General features: G+C 37.9%; 15 protein-coding genes and 1 pseudogene. 5 read left to right on the top strand and 11 right to left on the bottom strand.

All coding sequences use genetic code 11. From position 1 onward, the window contains the following. Positions 1-55: 55 nt before the first annotated feature. The 5 genes from ABC382_RS15885 to ABC382_RS15865 all read right to left on the bottom strand — a co-directional run bounded on the left by ABC382_RS15885 (position 56) and on the right by ABC382_RS15865 (position 5,195). Positions 56-2,500 (bottom strand): ATP-dependent Clp protease ATP-binding subunit, encoded by a 2,445-nt coding sequence (locus ABC382_RS15885; RefSeq protein WP_274794977.1) that lies wholly within the window; start codon positions 2,498-2,500, stop codon positions 56-58. After that, positions 2,490-3,599, bottom strand: a complete 1,110-nt coding sequence (mcsB, locus tag ABC382_RS15880; RefSeq protein ID WP_274794978.1) for a protein-arginine kinase McsB — start codon at positions 3,597-3,599, stop codon at positions 2,490-2,492. The genes ABC382_RS15885 and mcsB overlap by 11 nt, the downstream gene beginning before the upstream one ends. Beyond that, positions 3,596-4,138, bottom strand: a complete 543-nt coding sequence (locus ABC382_RS15875; protein ID WP_274794979.1) for a UvrB/UvrC motif-containing protein — start codon at positions 4,136-4,138, stop codon at positions 3,596-3,598. The genes mcsB and ABC382_RS15875 overlap by 4 nt, the downstream gene beginning before the upstream one ends. Positions 4,139-4,151: 13 nt before the next feature. Continuing rightward, a complete protein-coding gene (locus ABC382_RS15870) occupies positions 4,152-4,622 on the bottom strand; it encodes a CtsR family transcriptional regulator (RefSeq protein ID WP_274794980.1) in 471 nt (156 codons plus the stop codon). A gap of 267 nt (positions 4,623-4,889) precedes the next feature. Next, on the bottom strand, positions 4,890-5,195 hold the full coding sequence (locus ABC382_RS15865; protein ID WP_274794981.1) for a DUF4870 domain-containing protein: 306 nt from the start codon (positions 5,193-5,195) through the stop codon (positions 4,890-4,892). A 120-nt stretch (positions 5,196-5,315) separates the two neighbouring features. Here ABC382_RS15865 and ABC382_RS15860 point away from each other — a divergent pair, with 120 nt between their 5' ends. Continuing rightward, positions 5,316-6,002, top strand: a complete 687-nt coding sequence (locus ABC382_RS15860) for a class I SAM-dependent methyltransferase (protein WP_312506401.1) — start codon at positions 5,316-5,318, stop codon at positions 6,000-6,002. Between the two features lie 37 nt (positions 6,003-6,039). Next, positions 6,040-7,002 (top strand): magnesium/cobalt transporter CorA, encoded by a 963-nt coding sequence (gene corA / locus ABC382_RS15855; protein WP_274794983.1) that lies wholly within the window; start codon positions 6,040-6,042, stop codon positions 7,000-7,002. A gap of 56 nt (positions 7,003-7,058) precedes the next feature. Here corA and ABC382_RS15850 read toward each other — a convergent pair whose 3' ends face one another. Continuing rightward, positions 7,059-7,268, bottom strand: coding sequence for a hypothetical protein (locus ABC382_RS15850; protein WP_274794984.1), 210 nt, complete (start codon positions 7,266-7,268; stop codon positions 7,059-7,061). A 264-nt stretch (positions 7,269-7,532) separates the two neighbouring features. Here ABC382_RS15850 and ABC382_RS15845 point away from each other — a divergent pair. Continuing rightward, positions 7,533-8,093 (top strand): annotated as a pseudogene (locus ABC382_RS15845) (protoglobin domain-containing protein); the annotation flags it as partial. Between the two features lie 168 nt (positions 8,094-8,261). Next, entirely contained in the window at positions 8,262-8,858 is a 597-nt protein-coding gene (locus ABC382_RS15840) for a methyl-accepting chemotaxis protein (protein WP_396631746.1), read from the top strand. A gap of 48 nt (positions 8,859-8,906) precedes the next feature. Here the strand turns inward: ABC382_RS15840 and ABC382_RS15835 are convergent, their stop codons facing one another. The 5 genes from ABC382_RS15835 to adh form a co-directional block, all read right to left on the bottom strand. Next, complete coding sequence (locus tag ABC382_RS15835) at positions 8,907-9,386, bottom strand: acyl-CoA thioesterase (RefSeq protein WP_274794986.1); 480 nt, start codon at positions 9,384-9,386, stop codon at positions 8,907-8,909. Positions 9,387-9,454: 68 nt separating this feature from the next. After that, positions 9,455-10,882 (bottom strand): aldehyde dehydrogenase family protein, encoded by a 1,428-nt coding sequence (locus ABC382_RS15830; protein ID WP_322611861.1) that lies wholly within the window; start codon positions 10,880-10,882, stop codon positions 9,455-9,457. Positions 10,883-10,923: 41 nt separating this feature from the next. After that, positions 10,924-11,892 (bottom strand): DUF4003 family protein, encoded by a 969-nt coding sequence (locus ABC382_RS15825; RefSeq protein ID WP_274794988.1) that lies wholly within the window; start codon positions 11,890-11,892, stop codon positions 10,924-10,926. Positions 11,893-12,253: 361 nt separating this feature from the next. Next, the gene (locus ABC382_RS15820) at positions 12,254-12,613 is read right to left on the bottom strand and encodes a DUF779 domain-containing protein (RefSeq protein WP_322611862.1); all 360 of its coding nucleotides are present in this window, start codon (positions 12,611-12,613) and stop codon (positions 12,254-12,256) included. Positions 12,614-12,634: 21 nt separating this feature from the next. Continuing rightward, on the bottom strand, positions 12,635-14,155 hold the full coding sequence (gene adh / locus ABC382_RS15815; RefSeq protein ID WP_322611863.1) for an aldehyde dehydrogenase: 1,521 nt from the start codon (positions 14,153-14,155) through the stop codon (positions 12,635-12,637). Positions 14,156-14,396: 241 nt separating this feature from the next. On the opposite strand from adh, the gene rluF reads away from it, so the two are divergent. Continuing rightward, positions 14,397-15,098 carry a 23S rRNA pseudouridine(2604) synthase RluF gene (gene rluF / locus ABC382_RS15810; RefSeq protein ID WP_322611864.1) on the top strand — a complete coding sequence of 234 codons (702 nt, stop codon included), beginning with the start codon at positions 14,397-14,399 and terminating at the stop codon, positions 15,096-15,098. Positions 15,099-15,110 lie beyond the last annotated feature (12 nt).

The raw sequence follows: 15,110 nt of genomic DNA, 5'->3' as shown, positions 1-15,110 counted from the left end.
TTGTACAGAAAAAAAGACAGCTTGGCACCTAAAGCCTCGCTGTCTTTACATGAAATTATTTAGAGATAGAAACTCCCTCTTTTTTCTTCACAACAAATTCATCATTTACATAATCAATGACTACTTGATTACCCTTTTCTACGTTACCTTTAAGCAATTCTTCGGATAATCGATCCTCTACTTGTTTTTGTAATGCACGGCGTAGTGGACGCGCACCGTATTGAGGGTCATAGCCTTCCTCTGCAATTTTCTCAAGGGCTGCATCTGTTAGCTCTAACGAAATATCTTGCTCTTTTAAGCGTTTCGTTAATGCATTGCCCATCATTGCAATGATCTCTTTTAAATGCTCTTTTTCTAATGAGTGGAAGACAATCATTTCATCGATACGGTTTAAGAACTCTGGGCGGAATGCTTTTTTCAATTCTTCTAGCATTGTACCCTTCATGTCTTTATGTTTAGATGCCGCACCGCCTACATTGAAACCAAGGCTCTTTTGATATTTTAAAGCATCAGCACCAACGTTAGATGTCATAATAACCACTGTATTGCGGAAGTCTACAACACGCCCCTTAGAGTCTGTTAAACGACCATCTTCAAGAACTTGCAGAAGAATATTGAACACATCAGGGTGTGCTTTTTCAATTTCATCTAATAATACTACTGAATAAGGTTTACGACGAACTTTTTCAGTCAGTTGACCACCATCATCGAAGCCTACATAGCCTGGAGGTGAACCTACTAGGCGTGAAGTCGAATGTTTCTCCATGTATTCAGACATATCGACACGTATCATAGCATCTTCATCACCAAACATTACTTCAGCAAGCGCTCTTGCAAGCTCTGTTTTACCAACACCTGTAGGTCCTAAGAAGATAAATGAACCGATTGGTCGTTTTGGATCTTTTAAGCCTGCTCTTGCACGGCGGATTGCACGGGAAATGGCCTCTACCGCTTCTCCTTGCCCAACAACACGTTTGTGTAATTCCTCTTCGAGTTGTAACAACTTCGATGATTCTTCGGAAGCAATTTTAGCTACCGGGATTCCTGTCCACATCGATACTACTGCTGCAACATCATCCACAGTCACTTTTGATTCGGCTTTGCCTTGCTCTTCTTTCCAATTTTTCCGAGTAGCTTCAATTTCATCTTTCAGCTTTTGCTCTGTGTCTCTTAGAGATGCTGCCTTTTCAAACTCTTGGCCCGATACGGCTGCATTTTTTTCCGAGCGAACATTTTCAAGCTTATCTTCAAGTGCCTTTAGGTTTGGTGGCACTGCAAATGAACGTAAGCGTACTTTAGAACCAGCCTCATCAATTAAGTCAATCGCTTTATCTGGCAAGAAGCGGTCAGAAATATATCTGTCACTCATTTTTGCAGCTGCTTCGATTGCTTCATCTGTTATTTTTACGCGGTGATGTGCTTCATAACGATCACGTAAACCTTGAATAATTTGAATCGCTTCTTCTACTGTTGGTTCATCCACTTGAATTGGTTGGAAACGACGCTCTAATGCTGCATCCTTTTCAATATATTTACGGTATTCATCAAGCGTAGTTGCCCCAATACATTGAAGCTCGCCTCGTGCTAAAGATGGTTTTAAAATATTGGATGCATCAATCGCACCTTCTGCACCACCAGCACCGATTAATGTATGCAATTCATCGATAAATAAAATAATATTACCAGCTTGGCGAATTTCATCCATTACCTTTTTCAAACGGTCCTCAAATTCACCACGATATTTTGTACCAGCAACGACAGTTCCCATATCGAGCGTCATCACTCGCTTGTCACGAAGGATTTCAGGCACTTCGTTATTTATAATTTGCTGTGCTAGCCCCTCCGCAATAGCTGTTTTACCAACACCAGGCTCACCAATCAATACAGGGTTATTTTTAGTACGACGTGATAAAACCTCGATGACACGTGTAATTTCCTTACTTCGACCAATAACAGGGTCTAATGTACCTTCACGTGCAATTTGTGTTAAATCACGTGCTAGGCTATCTAATGTTGGAGTATTGGCAGCTTGTGCTGCTTGTTGTCCAGATTGTGCATTATCGTTATTACCTAGTAGCAATAGTACTTGTTGACGTGCTTTATTTAAACCGACACCGGCGTTATTTAGGACACGAGCTGCCACCCCTTCTCCTTCACGAATAAGGGCTAGTAGCAAATGCTCTGTGCCGATATATGAGTGACCTAATTTACGTGATTCGTCAACTGATAGTTCAATTACTTTCTTAGCTCTTGGCGTATAATGAACAATTGGGCCAACGTCTTCTTTACCCTTACCAACTAACTCTTCAATACCAGCTTCAATTCTTTGAGGACTAATATCAATAGCTTCTAACGCTTTTGCAGCAATACCGCCGCCTTCACGTATAAGCCCTAATAGAATATGCTCTGTGCCAATAGATTCGTGCTTCCAACGAATAGCCTCTTCTTGAGCAAGCTGTAATACTTTTTGCGCGCGTTGTGTAAAACGATTAAACATCATATAAATCCTCTCCTTTTTCCCCATTTATAGGCTTATTCGTATATTCTCGAGATAACGCCTCACGAAGCATTTCTGCTCGTACACGATCTCGTTCAGCAGGGGGCAGTGCCTCGCCTGCATAGTGCTGTAAAAAACCTGGTTGCATACTGACAACACACTCATTTAACGTTGTTGCATGAATACCTGCAATCAACTCTAAATCCACACCTAGACGAACATTAGATAGACAGGTAGCTGCTTCCTCACTTGTTAAAATTCTCGCATGAGTTAGAGTACCTAAAGCTCGATATACTCTATCTTCTAGAGCAAGCTCCGCTTTTTCCATCAATTTACTTCTTGCATGTCGTTCTTTCTGAATAATCTTTTCAGCGACACTTTGGATATCTGCTAAAATGTCCTCTTCTGTCTTACCAAGAGTAATTTGGTTAGACACTTGATAAACATTGCCTAAATTTTCGCTGCCTTCTCCGTATATACCTCTTACAGTCATGCCTAAGCGTGTCATAGCGTTAATAATTTGATTCATTTGTCCCGTTAAGGTTAGGGCAGGTAAATGCATCATGACGGATGCTCGGAGACCCGTACCAATATTCGTCGGACAACTTGTTAAATAGCCAAATGTATCTCGGAAGGCGTAAGGTAATACCTTCTCTAGAATACGATCAATTTTATTTGCTTGTTCATAAGCACTTTGAAGTTGAAAACTTGCTGTCATACATTGAATGCGCAAATGATCTTCTTCATTCACCATAATGCTAACGGATTCATCTTCAGAAAGTAGGATAGAGCCCACTTGTTCTTTTTTAGCTAATTGCGGACTAATTAAGTGCTTTTCGACAAGAATTTGACGCTGCAAAGGTGTTAAATCCTTTATAGCAAAATAAGCATAATCATTTTGAAGCGTTGGGCTATCACTTACTGCATGTGTAACTGCCTGCTCCACTTGCAATGCTTCATTCTCTGAGAATGCCAGCGGAAAACGATAACCATCTAAATTTCGAGCAAGGCGAATACGTGTACTAATGACAATATCTGAATAATCATCCTCGATATGCATCCAAGATGGCGTCGCACGCTCTAAAAATGATTCAATCATCATGTCACATCACCACCTTCAAATTGCAGCTGCTTCTCTAACTCTTTGACTTCATCTCGAAGCTTAGCCGCCTCTTCAAATTGTTCTTCATCAACAGCCGATTTCATACGCTTACGAATATCCTCAATTTGCTTTTTAATTACATACACATTACTGCGAGCGCCAGGCATTTTTCCGATGTGTTGGGGTCCTGCCTGGATGCGATTAAAGAGCTTTGGTAAATGCTCACTAAATGTGTCATAACAGCTTGGGCATCCAAATTTCCCTTCTTTTAAAAATTGTTTATACGAAAATCCACATTGTGGGCATGTTTGCTGTTGTGGTTGTACTTGTTGTTTTTCTCCAACCTTTTGCCACGTTGGTGAGCCAAACCAGTTTGATAATAACTGTTGTATAGAAACTGGCTCTTGTTTAAATTCTGCATGAAATGGATGGAACTGTGAGGCGCAGACGTCACAATAATGGTGCTCCACCTTTTGCCCATTTTGAACTTGTGTTACTGTAACTGTTGCATTACGTTGTTTACAATGTTCGCATATCATTCCCATCACCTCACTATTTTTGCTGTTCATATTTGATTGTTGTCAGCATCGCTCGCAATATTTTTGATCGAATGGTATCTCTTAGAGGGAGATGTAAATCGATCGTTGAGCGATCAATTGCTGCTAACATTAATTTCGCTTCTCGTTTTGAAATTACCTGCTCATCGATAAGCCGATATATTAAATCCTCTGCCATCGTTTGTGAGGCTCCACCTTCAATTTGCCTGAGAACATCATCGATTAAATCAATCTGTGAATTCGCGCGGACACGTAAAATTCGAATGTATCCACCACCACCACGTTTGCTCTCAACAAGGTAACCTCGCTCGGCAGTAAATCTTGTATTAATGACATAATTTATTTGTGATGGGACACATTGAAATTTATCAGCAATCTCACTACGTTTAATTTCAATATGCCCTTCTCCACCTAATTCAAGTACTTGCTTTAAGTAACCTTCTATGATGTCTGATATATTACGCATTTTAGGAATACACCTCGCTTGCTTCACTGACTTTGACTATCTTTGACTTTCTTTGAGTATATTATACAAAACGCTTGAAAATAATTGCAATGATTTCGCCCATAGAAAATGAAAAGTACTGAAATTGGCTATTTTATGCTCTTGAAACTAGCTCTTTTTTTATCATATCTGTTCGGTTTTCTATTTCCTCATACACTTAATGTACCCTTATTAGCCATAGAAAAAACGCAAGCATATGCAACTAGCATATACTTGCGTTTATAAAATTTATACCCAACGTCCAACTATTGGATAACGCCAAGGTTCATCAGACAGTGCTTTAACGATACCGATAATCGGTACAACAAATAGCATAATGCCGAAAATAAGTAAAAACGGTAATCCAATAAGGACAAAGCTTAAAACAACAGAAATAGCAATTAAAACTCCCATAACGATTTGGAATAGCAATGCTTGAATGGAAATTGCTTTCACTTCCTCATCAGAACTAATTAAGAAGAAAATAATGGGTACTAACCATGGCGCAAAAAATGCACTAGCGTGTATGATTACTTTAGACCATTTACTCTCCATATATATCAACCCTTTCTTATCCTTTGTTTATGTTTTATGTACTTCTATTTACGGAACTATACCCGTAATAGTTTCACATTGAATTGGATTTTTAAAAATTTTTTTGGAAGGCAGTGATGCATGATGGAATTTAACAATACTTTAGCAAATGAATATGAAAAAGGTATTCGTCGTACTTTACCAAGCTATGATGCAATGCTTCGTTTAATACAAACCTTTTATCATTCTACATTGCCTGAAAAGGCTGAGATTTTAATCGTAGGTTCAGGAAGCGGCAACGAGATTTTACAACTTGCAGAAGGCAGACCCTTTTGGTCATTTACTGGCATTGATCCCTCAGAATCCATGCTCAAAATAGCTAAAGAACGTTTAAAATCACTAACCAATAGGATGTCATACCATCAAGGAACAATACTAGATACTCAGTTATCTACTGAAAATTATGATGCAGCCAGCCTAGTACTCGTCCTTCATTTTATTCAGGATTATGAGGATAAGCTATCGACATTGAAAGAAATAGCAAAACATTTAAAACCCGGTGCCCCCTTTGTCCTTGTCTCAAAATATGGTGAACCCGGTTCGATCGAAACAGAGCTTCAATTTGATTTATGGCGTTCCTATTGGTTACAACATACAAAGCTTTCGGTATCCGATGTAGCAGAAATGGAAAAATCCATTCGCTCCCTTTCCTTTATGCGAGAAGAAGATATTGTGACATTGTTACAGAAAGCGGGTTTTATAAAACCTAGTAGATTTTTTGCCACTACTTTGTTTGGTGGATGGGTATGCTTTAAAGAGGAGCATTAAATAAATATTTTGTAGTAATAACTTTGAGGTGAAAGCTGTGATAAGCACCATTGGCATTACAAAAAAACAACAACTACTAAAAGATTTCCCTTTGGAAACTATACATCAGCAAGAGTTTGAATGGTATTGGGTTGATTTTAACTGTCCTACTGCAGAGGAGGAATCCTTGCTGGATTCATTTTTTCATTTCCACCCGCTAGCTATTGAAGATTGCTTAATGCGCTTACAGCGTCCAAAGCTCGATTTTTACGATGATTTTCATTTTTTTGTTATTCATCGATTAAACGAAGAGACATTAGGAGCGGAAGAGGTAAATATCTTTGCCTCTAATAAATATATTGTGACATTCCATAAGAACCCTGTACCCGAAATAGAGAGGGTTCAAAAACTTTTGGAAAACCAGCCAAAGAATTGGGAACGTGGCACTGTTTACCTAACGTATCAAACTATTGATAAAATCGTTGATAGTTATTTCCCTCTTGTTTATAAAATTGAGGATCATTTAAATGCACTAGAAGGCGAGCTTACATACCAAAGCAATGTAAATGCTATGAAGATTGTCTTCGAATTTCGAAGCGATTTGCTTGACTTAAGACGTACCATTTTACCAATGCGTGACCTTTTATATCGGGTGCTTAATTCTTATCGATTTTCATTAAATAAATCAGAACGAGCTTATTTTGGAGATATCTACGACCATTTACTTAAATTAACAGAGATGGTTGAATCCAATCGAGAACTTACAGCAGATATGCGCGATAGTTATATGGCCATGAGTTCAAGTCGTATGAATGGTATTATGATGACTTTAACGATTGTGTCGACCATCTTTATACCGCTAACTTTTATTGCTGGCGTCTATGGGATGAATTTCGATAATATGCCTGAACTTCACGGTCAATATAGCTATTTTATTGTACTTGGCATCATGATTATTATCGTTATCTTTATGCTTGCTATCTTTAAACATAAAGGCTGGTTTAAACTTTTTAAACCATAAGGACAAAAAACTGCTCGTTTTTTTTGGAAAAAACGAGCAGTGCTATTTATCTATTGTTAATACGGCCCACGATCATCAATTTTATTTTCCCCTTGTTGCGGGAATAAGAAGTATGCTAATACCCCAGACCCTAAAGTTGCACATACAGCAATTAATAATTGCTCAACATCTGGTACCTCAGCATAATAGTTTCGTAACATGTAAATGGAACCAATTGCGACAATAACCATGACTGGAATAACAAATTTAAAACGTTTTTTCTCCATGCAATACCTCCTCTATTTCTTTTTTACGAACAATTAGTAGCTGTTTAAACAGTTCGTATTTTACAGGTTTCCTCATTTAAATTCAAATGTACTTTGCCACAAAACGGTCTGATAATAAAGTAAAAAAATAAAGAAATATCCAAAATTTTATCCAAATATTCAGCAATTAATAGTAAAATAGATTTAGTACCAATTATTTATCAAATTTACAAAACAAACATTTCAAAAGTACTTTTTACTTTCAATTTATTATGGATATTAAGAATGGAGCAAACAATAATGAGTTGGTTTTCAAAAAAAAGCAGTTCTAGCTACTCAATTTCATTAACACCAGAAATTTTTAAGAGCGATGTAAAACTAGATGTATTGAATCATCCAAATCTCCAAAAACAGTTACAACTTTTAAACTTAACGATTGAGGATTTAGCGATTATTAAGCAACTACAACCTTTAGCAAAGGACTTAATCCCTGCAATGGTGGAGCAATTTTATGCAGCCATTAGTTTGAGCCAAGATTTACTTGATATTATTAATAGAACTTCGCATATTGATCGTTTAAAAATTACATTACATAAACATTTAAGTGATATTTTTGAAAGTCATATTGATGATGCCTATATTGCCGAAAGAAAAGCAATTGCTGAGGCTCATGTGCGTATTGGGTTACAATCAAAATGGTATATTGCATCATTCCAATCACTCACTTCTACCTTCACAAATTTTGTGAATGAAGTAGATCTTTCAAAAAAGGATGCTATTCGTGCCATAAACGCTTTTTGTAAAATCATTAATTTTGAGCAACAACTTGTAATTGAGGCCTATGAAAAAGAAGAAGAACGTATTCGTACAGCTGCCGATGCAACAAAAAATGCACTTGTTACGACCATTCAAAGTACTGCAGAGGAGCTTAATGCGATTAGTGAAGAAACAGCCGCTTCACTACTAGTAATTTCCTCACAAACTGATGATATTGCTGTCGCGACCAAACAAGGGTTGAGCTTCGTTGCAGATACTCAAGAAAAATCAAGACGTGGTCAACAGCAGCTTAAAGAACAAAATGATTTAATCCAAGTTATATTGCAAAGTGTTAACAGTCTTGAGGTAACGATGAATCAGCTACGTACCTCTTCTCAAAAAATATCTGAGATTGTTGGACTTGTTACAGGCATTGCTGATCAAACAAATTTATTAGCGTTAAATGCATCGATAGAGGCTGCTCGGGCTGGAGAACACGGTAAAGGATTCGCAGTAGTAGCCGAGGAAGTACGTAAGCTTGCTGAGGAAACAAAAAATGCCGTGCAGAATGTTTCTCACCTCATTAAAGAAACAGAAAGTAATATTACAACCATGGCTAGTTCTGTTATCAACGTTGATCAAAAAATTCAGCATAGTGTCAATACACAAGAGAATTTATCCAAGTCATTTAATGATATTGCAGATGCTGTTGCAGGGATTCAACAGCAATATGTCAATACATCTAGAGATATTTCAGCCATCTCTAATTTAATTACTGAATTATCACAAGGTGCTACCCTTGTTTCTTCATCTTCTGACTCGCTCATTAATGTCGTCAACGAACTAAATATGTAAAATAACAAAGGGAGCCTCACTATTTTAATAGTGGAGCTCCCCTTGTACTTAGTGTGGCAATGCACGTTTTTGTTTACGGTGCTCTCGTCTTGCTGGCCCTGTTTCGAATAAACGCTTTTCCTCATCTGTTTCAGGGTAAATCGCAGGAACCGGTACTGGTTTCCCTTTCTCATCTACCGCAACCATCGTAACAAATGATTCTGTCGTTAATTTTTCCTCACCAGTCTCAATATTGCGAGAAACAACGCGAACATAAACCTCCATTGAAGAACGTCCTGTAGACGAAACAATGCTCTCGATTTCAAGAATATCTCCTACATGTGCGGCTGATAAAAAATCAACCGAATCGATAGAAGCCGTAACTACAAGTCCCTTAGCATGTTTCATTGCTGTAATAGCAGCGATTTCATCAATATAAGCTAACACTCTTCCGCCAAATATAGAATTGTGATTATTAGTGTCTGGGGGTAATACGAGACGCGATTGAACCGTACGTGATTGGCTCATAGGTACAGCGTTGTTTGGCATAATTCATGCAACTTCCCTTCATGTATGTTCTGTCGTCATCGTATCGCAGAAAAAGAGCTGATGCAAATCTAGAATGACTTTTTCATCGAAATAAATTTCATATCTGTCATTTCTTCAATTGCCCACTTAATTCCTTCACGTCCATAACCACTCATTTTCACTCCACCATATGGCATGTTATCTATCCTGAATGTCGGAATATCATTAATAATGACAGCACCAGCTTGCAATTCGTCTGCTGCATAAAGGGCGTCGGATAATATATTCGTGTAAATACCTGCATTTAAACCAAGGTCCGACTCGTTCACAAGTCGAATCGCGTCGTCTAATGTTTCATATGAAACAATTGAGACGATTGGTGCGAATGTTTCCTGACAAACAATTTTCATATCAGCAGTGACATTCGTCATAACGGTCGGTGTTAAAGAACGTTCTGTAAACACACCACCAGTTGCAATCACTGCACCTTGTTCCTGAGCTTCCTTAATCCAATCCCTAATTCTTACAACTTCATTCGGATTAATCATCGCACTAACATCGGTATTTTTATCTAATGGATCTCCTACTATAAGTTTTTCAGTTTCTGCAACAAATGCTTTAGTAAACTCATCAACTATAGAAGAATGGACATAAATACGTTGTAATGAAATACATACTTGTCCCGCAAAATTAAAGGCCCCGCTCACACAGCGACTAATAATTTTATCGATTGGCGTCGATGGTTCGACAATTACCGCTGCATTAGAACCTAGCTCTAATGTTATTTTACGCAGGCCTATTTTTTCCTTAATTTTCAAACCTACTTTACCACTACCTGTAAATGTTACCTTTTTGACATAAGGATGTGTAACAAGTGTATCACTAAGCTCACCACCACTTCCTGTCACAATCTGTAGCGCTCCGTCCGGTAATCCTGCTTCACGAAAAATATCAGCCATGACAATAGCACTTAATGGTGTTTGCGTTGCTGGCTTTAACACTACCGTATTACCCACTGCGAAAGCCGGGCCTAATTTATGTGCTACTAAATTGAATGGAAAATTAAACGGTGTAATGGCAGAAATAACGCCCAACGGTTCGCGCTTTGTCCACCCTATACGATCCCCTGCTCCAGGTGCTGCATCCATCGGCACAGTTTCACCCTTTGCCTGTTTTGCGCCCTCTGCTGCAAATTGATAAGTTGCAATGGTGCGGTCGATTTCTGCTATTCCAGCTGTTATCGGTTTTCCTGCCTCTAATGCTAAAATCTCGGCCAATTCATCTTTACGTTGTCGCATTATATCAACGACTTTATATAATATTTCGGCACGCTCGTAGGCTGTTGTTTTTTTAAACAATTGGAATGCCTGCTGTGCGCCTTCGATCGCTCTTTCTACATCTTGAATCGATGCTTTTGCTATATGAGCAATAACCTCACCACTATATGGAGATGTTAGCTCATAGCTTTTCTCTGTATCTTGCCACTGACCATTAATCCACAGTTTTGTTTCCTTCATCCTTGAATGCACCTCCAAATAATATGTTCCTTCTTATTCTATCACGAAGAACTTGAACTAGAAGCAATGGCGGCTGCACTAACCGCTGCCATCATCGCAGCTTGCTGTGCTTGAATTAATAATTCAATGGAAGACATAATGGTCATGGATAGAGATTTTTGCACCTTCGCCATGTCGTAAATGGCAATTTGTACAGCCATAAACAGGACAAATTCGCGGTGCCATTTTAATAATTTCAAATCCTTTAATTCATGATGAAGATCAATGATATCTTGTAGTTGTGTTTTATTAAGATTTAGTATGGCCAAAAAACCAAGTAAAGGATAGTGCATAGCCCTGACCTTAATATTTTGCTTTTTGAGCGTATCTCTTAGCATCACAACATTTGGTACTAGTTGACCATCAAATTGAGGTGATAAAAAAGTTAATACTTGCGATAGCCATTGAAGCTCATTACCAGCGTTAAAATTATAGGTACGTAATTCTTTATAGTAGCGATTCATTGTTTCTGCACGTAACTCACCATCGTCATTGGAGCTACTTAGCAATACTGCATAAGGAATATCTTCATAAGATGTTAAAAATGGATGGTGTTTACGGATTGCATCGAACAAAGATCTAGCTGCCTGTGCATGTGCTTTTTTATCCTTTTCATCCTCTGTCAAAAATTGTGCTCCGATATAGCTAAAATTGCCGCTTCTAAATTTCGCGTCCCTTAAGATACTCACATTTGTTAATAAATCCTTTACGGCCTTTTCAACATTTTCTTGTTCCATTAAATTAGCAGCAATGCTGTATCCAACTGTTGATCGTAAAGGAGACATCCACGACGACTGCTTCTTCATCTCTTGCAATACACTTTTATACTTCGCTGTATCAAACGTTTTCCCTGACGCAACAAATGTACTAGCAATAGCTAATATAATTTTACGGTCCACTGTCCAGCCCGCAGCTTTGGATACTTCCTCTACTGTATTGGTAAATGTATTTTCAATCATCACGTAATCCATATTTAGCACACTCCTTTACTCATTTTACGTTACATATTGTGAGAAAGATTCACACGCTTTGTAACAATTAACATAAAAAGTAAACTTAATTTAATGTATGTTACTTAATTTATTTGTTTTAATAGGAAATATTAGTAACTATAAAAAGGGGGATTGACGATGATAGGAAAAACCACCAGGAAACTATTATTTACTATGACCTTAAAGGATCGATTAAAACTATTTTTATTATTAAGAAATTCATCACATAATATTGATTTACATACTCTTTTCCATAAAAATTAAACACAATTTAGCCTCGTTAATCTTTGAATCAAGATAAAAAACAGCGGCAGAATTCTTTGCCGCTGTAACATATTTGTTAAATTAACCCTAGCTCCTGTAACTCTTCTGGTGTGAAGGCTCTTGACCTTGTTAGAAAACGTCTTCCTTCTACGCCCTCAAGCGAGAACATACCACCTCTTCCATCCACCACATCCAGTATGATTTGTGTATGCTTCCAGTAATCATACTGATTTTTGTGCATGTAGAAAGGAGAACCACCAATTTCTCCAAGACAAACATCCTGATCACCTAAAAGTAAATCACCCTCTGGATAGCACATAGGTGAGGAGCCATCACAGCATCCTCCTGATTGATGAAACATAACAGGTCCATGTTTCTCTTTTAAAAGTTCGATTAGTGCCAGCGCTTCTGTCGTAGCTAATACACGTTCAACCACGCTCATGCACCTCCCTACAAATTAGAAGAAACCAAGTTTATCTTCGCTGTAGCTAACTAATAAGTTTTTCGTTTGTTGGTAATGAGCAAGCATCATTTTATGGTTTTCACGACCAACACCTGACATTTTGTAGCCACCGAATGCAGCATGTGCAGGATAAGCATGGTAACAGTTTGTCCAAACACGGCCTGCCTGAATTTCACGACCAAAACGGTAAGCTGTATTAATATCTCTTGTCCAAACACCTGAACCTAAGCCATATAATGTATCATTCGCAATTTCGAGTGCTTCCTCTTTCGTCTTAAACGTAGTTACTGCAACAACTGGGCCAAAAATTTCCTCTTGGAAAATACGCATTTTATTATGTCCTTTGAAGACAGTTGGTTTGATGTAGTAGCCGTTTTCGAAGCCTTCACCTACATTATTTTTCTCTCCACCAATTAAACATTCTGCTCCTTCTTGCTTACCAATATCTAAATAAGAAAGGATTTTTTCCATTTGCTCGCTTGAAGCCTGAGCACCCATCATCGTATTTGGATCAAGTGGATTGCCAACTTTAATGGCTTCAACTCGCTGTAATACACGTTCCATAAATTTATCGTAAATAGACTCCTGAATTAATGCTCGAGAAGGACATGTACATACTTCCCCTTGGTTTAGTGCAAATAATACGAAGCCTTCAACTGCTTTATCTAAAAAGGCATCATCTTTATCCATAATATCTTCAAAGAAGATATTTGGTGATTTACCACCCAACTCTAATGTAACTGGGATAAGGTTTTGAGAAGCATATTGCATAATTAGACGGCCAGTTGTCGTCTCCCCCGTAAAGGCAATCTTCCCTATACGTGGATTAGATGCAAGCGGTTTCCCTGCTTCTAAGCCAAATCCATTCACAATATTAATAACACCTGGCGGTAATAAATCTTCTATTAATTCTACAAGCACCATAATAGATGCCGGTGTTTGTTCTGCAGGTTTTAATACAACACAGTTACCAGCTGCAAGTGCCGGCGCAAGCTTCCATACTGCCATTAATAGCGGGAAGTTCCAAGGAATGATTTGACCAACTACCCCTATTGGCTCATGGAAGTGATAAGCAACTGTATCGTTATCAATTTGGCTTACTGAGCCTTCTTGAGCACGTAATGCTCCAGCAAAATAACGGAAATGATCAATTGCAAGAGGGATATCTGCATTTAATGTTTCACGTACCGCTTTCCCGTTATCCCATGTTTCGGCAACGGCTAGTTTTTCTAAATTTTGTTCGATGCGGTCCGCGATTTTAAGTAAAATGTTTGCGCGTTCTGTCGGTGATGTTTTGCCCCATGCATCTTTAGCAGCATGTGCTGCATCTAGAGCAAGTTCAATATCCTCAGCTGTGGAACGTGCTACTTGTGTAAAAACTTGTCCAGTAACAGGAGTAACGTTATCAAAGTACTGACCCTTCGTTGGAGGTGTCCATTCGCCACCAATATAATTATCATATTTCTCTTTGAATTGAACTACCGATCCTTCAGTGTTTGGAAATGCATAAACCATTTTACTTCTCCCCTTTACACAAATTAATGAGAACTATCTACAAAAATCGTTATTTTATGTCGGAATAACAATATTTTTATAGAAACCCTCTCACCTAATATATTGTCAGAAACATAAAATAATTTCAACTTTTTCAAAAACTTTTCCAATTAATTTATTTTTGCTAGAAAAGCTTCTAGAATTCACTGTATCCATGGCGTTAATGTATACTTAACAATAATATAAAATTTAGGAGAACATTATGCGTATTAATAAATATTTAAGTGAAACAGGAATCATATCACGTCGTGGTGCTGATAAATGGATAGCTGATGGAAAAGTAACGATTAATGGAGAACTCGCAACAGTTGGTAGTCAAGTTGAGGATGGGGATATAGTTTGTGTTGATGGAAAAGAGGTAAAGAAGGAACAACAGCTTGTCTATATTGCTCTCAATAAACCTGTCGGCATTACAAGTACAACAGAGCGCCATATAAAAGGCAATGTCGTTGACTTTGTCAACCATCCTTTGCGTATATTCCATATTGGACGTTTGGATAAGGAATCAGAGGGATTATTGTTATTAACCAATGATGGGGATATCGTTAATAAAATTCTACGTGCTGAAAACCATCATGAAAAAGAGTATATTGTTCAGGTGGATAAGCCTATAACAGCGCAATTTATCAAAAAAATGGGAGCGGGTGTCGATATTTTAGATACCACTACATTACCTTGCCAAGTTGAAAAGATTTCGGACAAAGTTTTTAAAATTATTTTAGAGCAAGGCTTAAATCGTCAAATTCGCCGAATGTGTTCTGCACTCGGTTATTCTGTTAAACGTCTACAGCGTATTCGTATTATGAATATCAAGCTTGGCAATTTAAAAGTCGGTCAATGGCGTGATTTGACAGATAAGGAACGAGCAGAGCTTTTCAGACTACTCAACTACACACCAAAATAAAATATTTAAGGG

The organism is Lysinibacillus phoenicis (assembly GCF_047238325.1).
GTDB classification, from domain to species: domain Bacteria; phylum Bacillota; class Bacilli; order Bacillales_A; family Planococcaceae; genus Lysinibacillus; species Lysinibacillus irui.
The sequence above is the reverse complement of the archived record's forward strand: the minus strand, read 5'-3'. Positions and strand labels throughout refer to the sequence as shown.

Bases quoted from the DNA above. Each gene is read 5' to 3' on its own strand.
- ABC382_RS15885 (WP_274794977.1), bottom strand. From the start codon at position 2,500: ATGATGTTTAATCGTTTTACACAACGCGCGCAAAAAGTATTACAGCTT.
- ABC382_RS15870 (WP_274794980.1), bottom strand. From the start codon at position 4,622: ATGCGTAATATATCAGACATCATAGAAGGTTACTTAAAGCAAGTACTT.
- ABC382_RS15875 (WP_274794979.1), bottom strand. From the start codon at position 4,138: ATGATATGCGAACATTGTAAACAACGTAATGCAACAGTTACAGTAACA.
- mcsB (WP_274794978.1), bottom strand. From the start codon at position 3,599: ATGATGATTGAATCATTTTTAGAGCGTGCGACGCCATCTTGGATGCAT.
- ABC382_RS15825 (WP_274794988.1), bottom strand. From the start codon at position 11,892: ATGGATTACGTGATGATTGAAAATACATTTACCAATACAGTAGAGGAA.
- adh (WP_322611863.1), bottom strand. From the start codon at position 14,155: ATGGTTTATGCATTTCCAAACACTGAAGGATCGGTAGTTCAATTCAAA.
- ABC382_RS15830 (WP_322611861.1), bottom strand. From the start codon at position 10,882: ATGAAGGAAACAAAACTGTGGATTAATGGTCAGTGGCAAGATACAGAG.
- ABC382_RS15865 (WP_274794981.1), bottom strand. From the start codon at position 5,195: ATGGAGAGTAAATGGTCTAAAGTAATCATACACGCTAGTGCATTTTTT.
- ABC382_RS15835 (WP_274794986.1), bottom strand. From the start codon at position 9,386: ATGCCAAACAACGCTGTACCTATGAGCCAATCACGTACGGTTCAATCG.
- ABC382_RS15860 (WP_312506401.1), top strand. From the start codon at position 5,316: ATGATGGAATTTAACAATACTTTAGCAAATGAATATGAAAAAGGTATT.
- rluF (WP_322611864.1), top strand. From the start codon at position 14,397: ATGCGTATTAATAAATATTTAAGTGAAACAGGAATCATATCACGTCGT.
- ABC382_RS15850 (WP_274794984.1), bottom strand. From the start codon at position 7,268: ATGGAGAAAAAACGTTTTAAATTTGTTATTCCAGTCATGGTTATTGTC.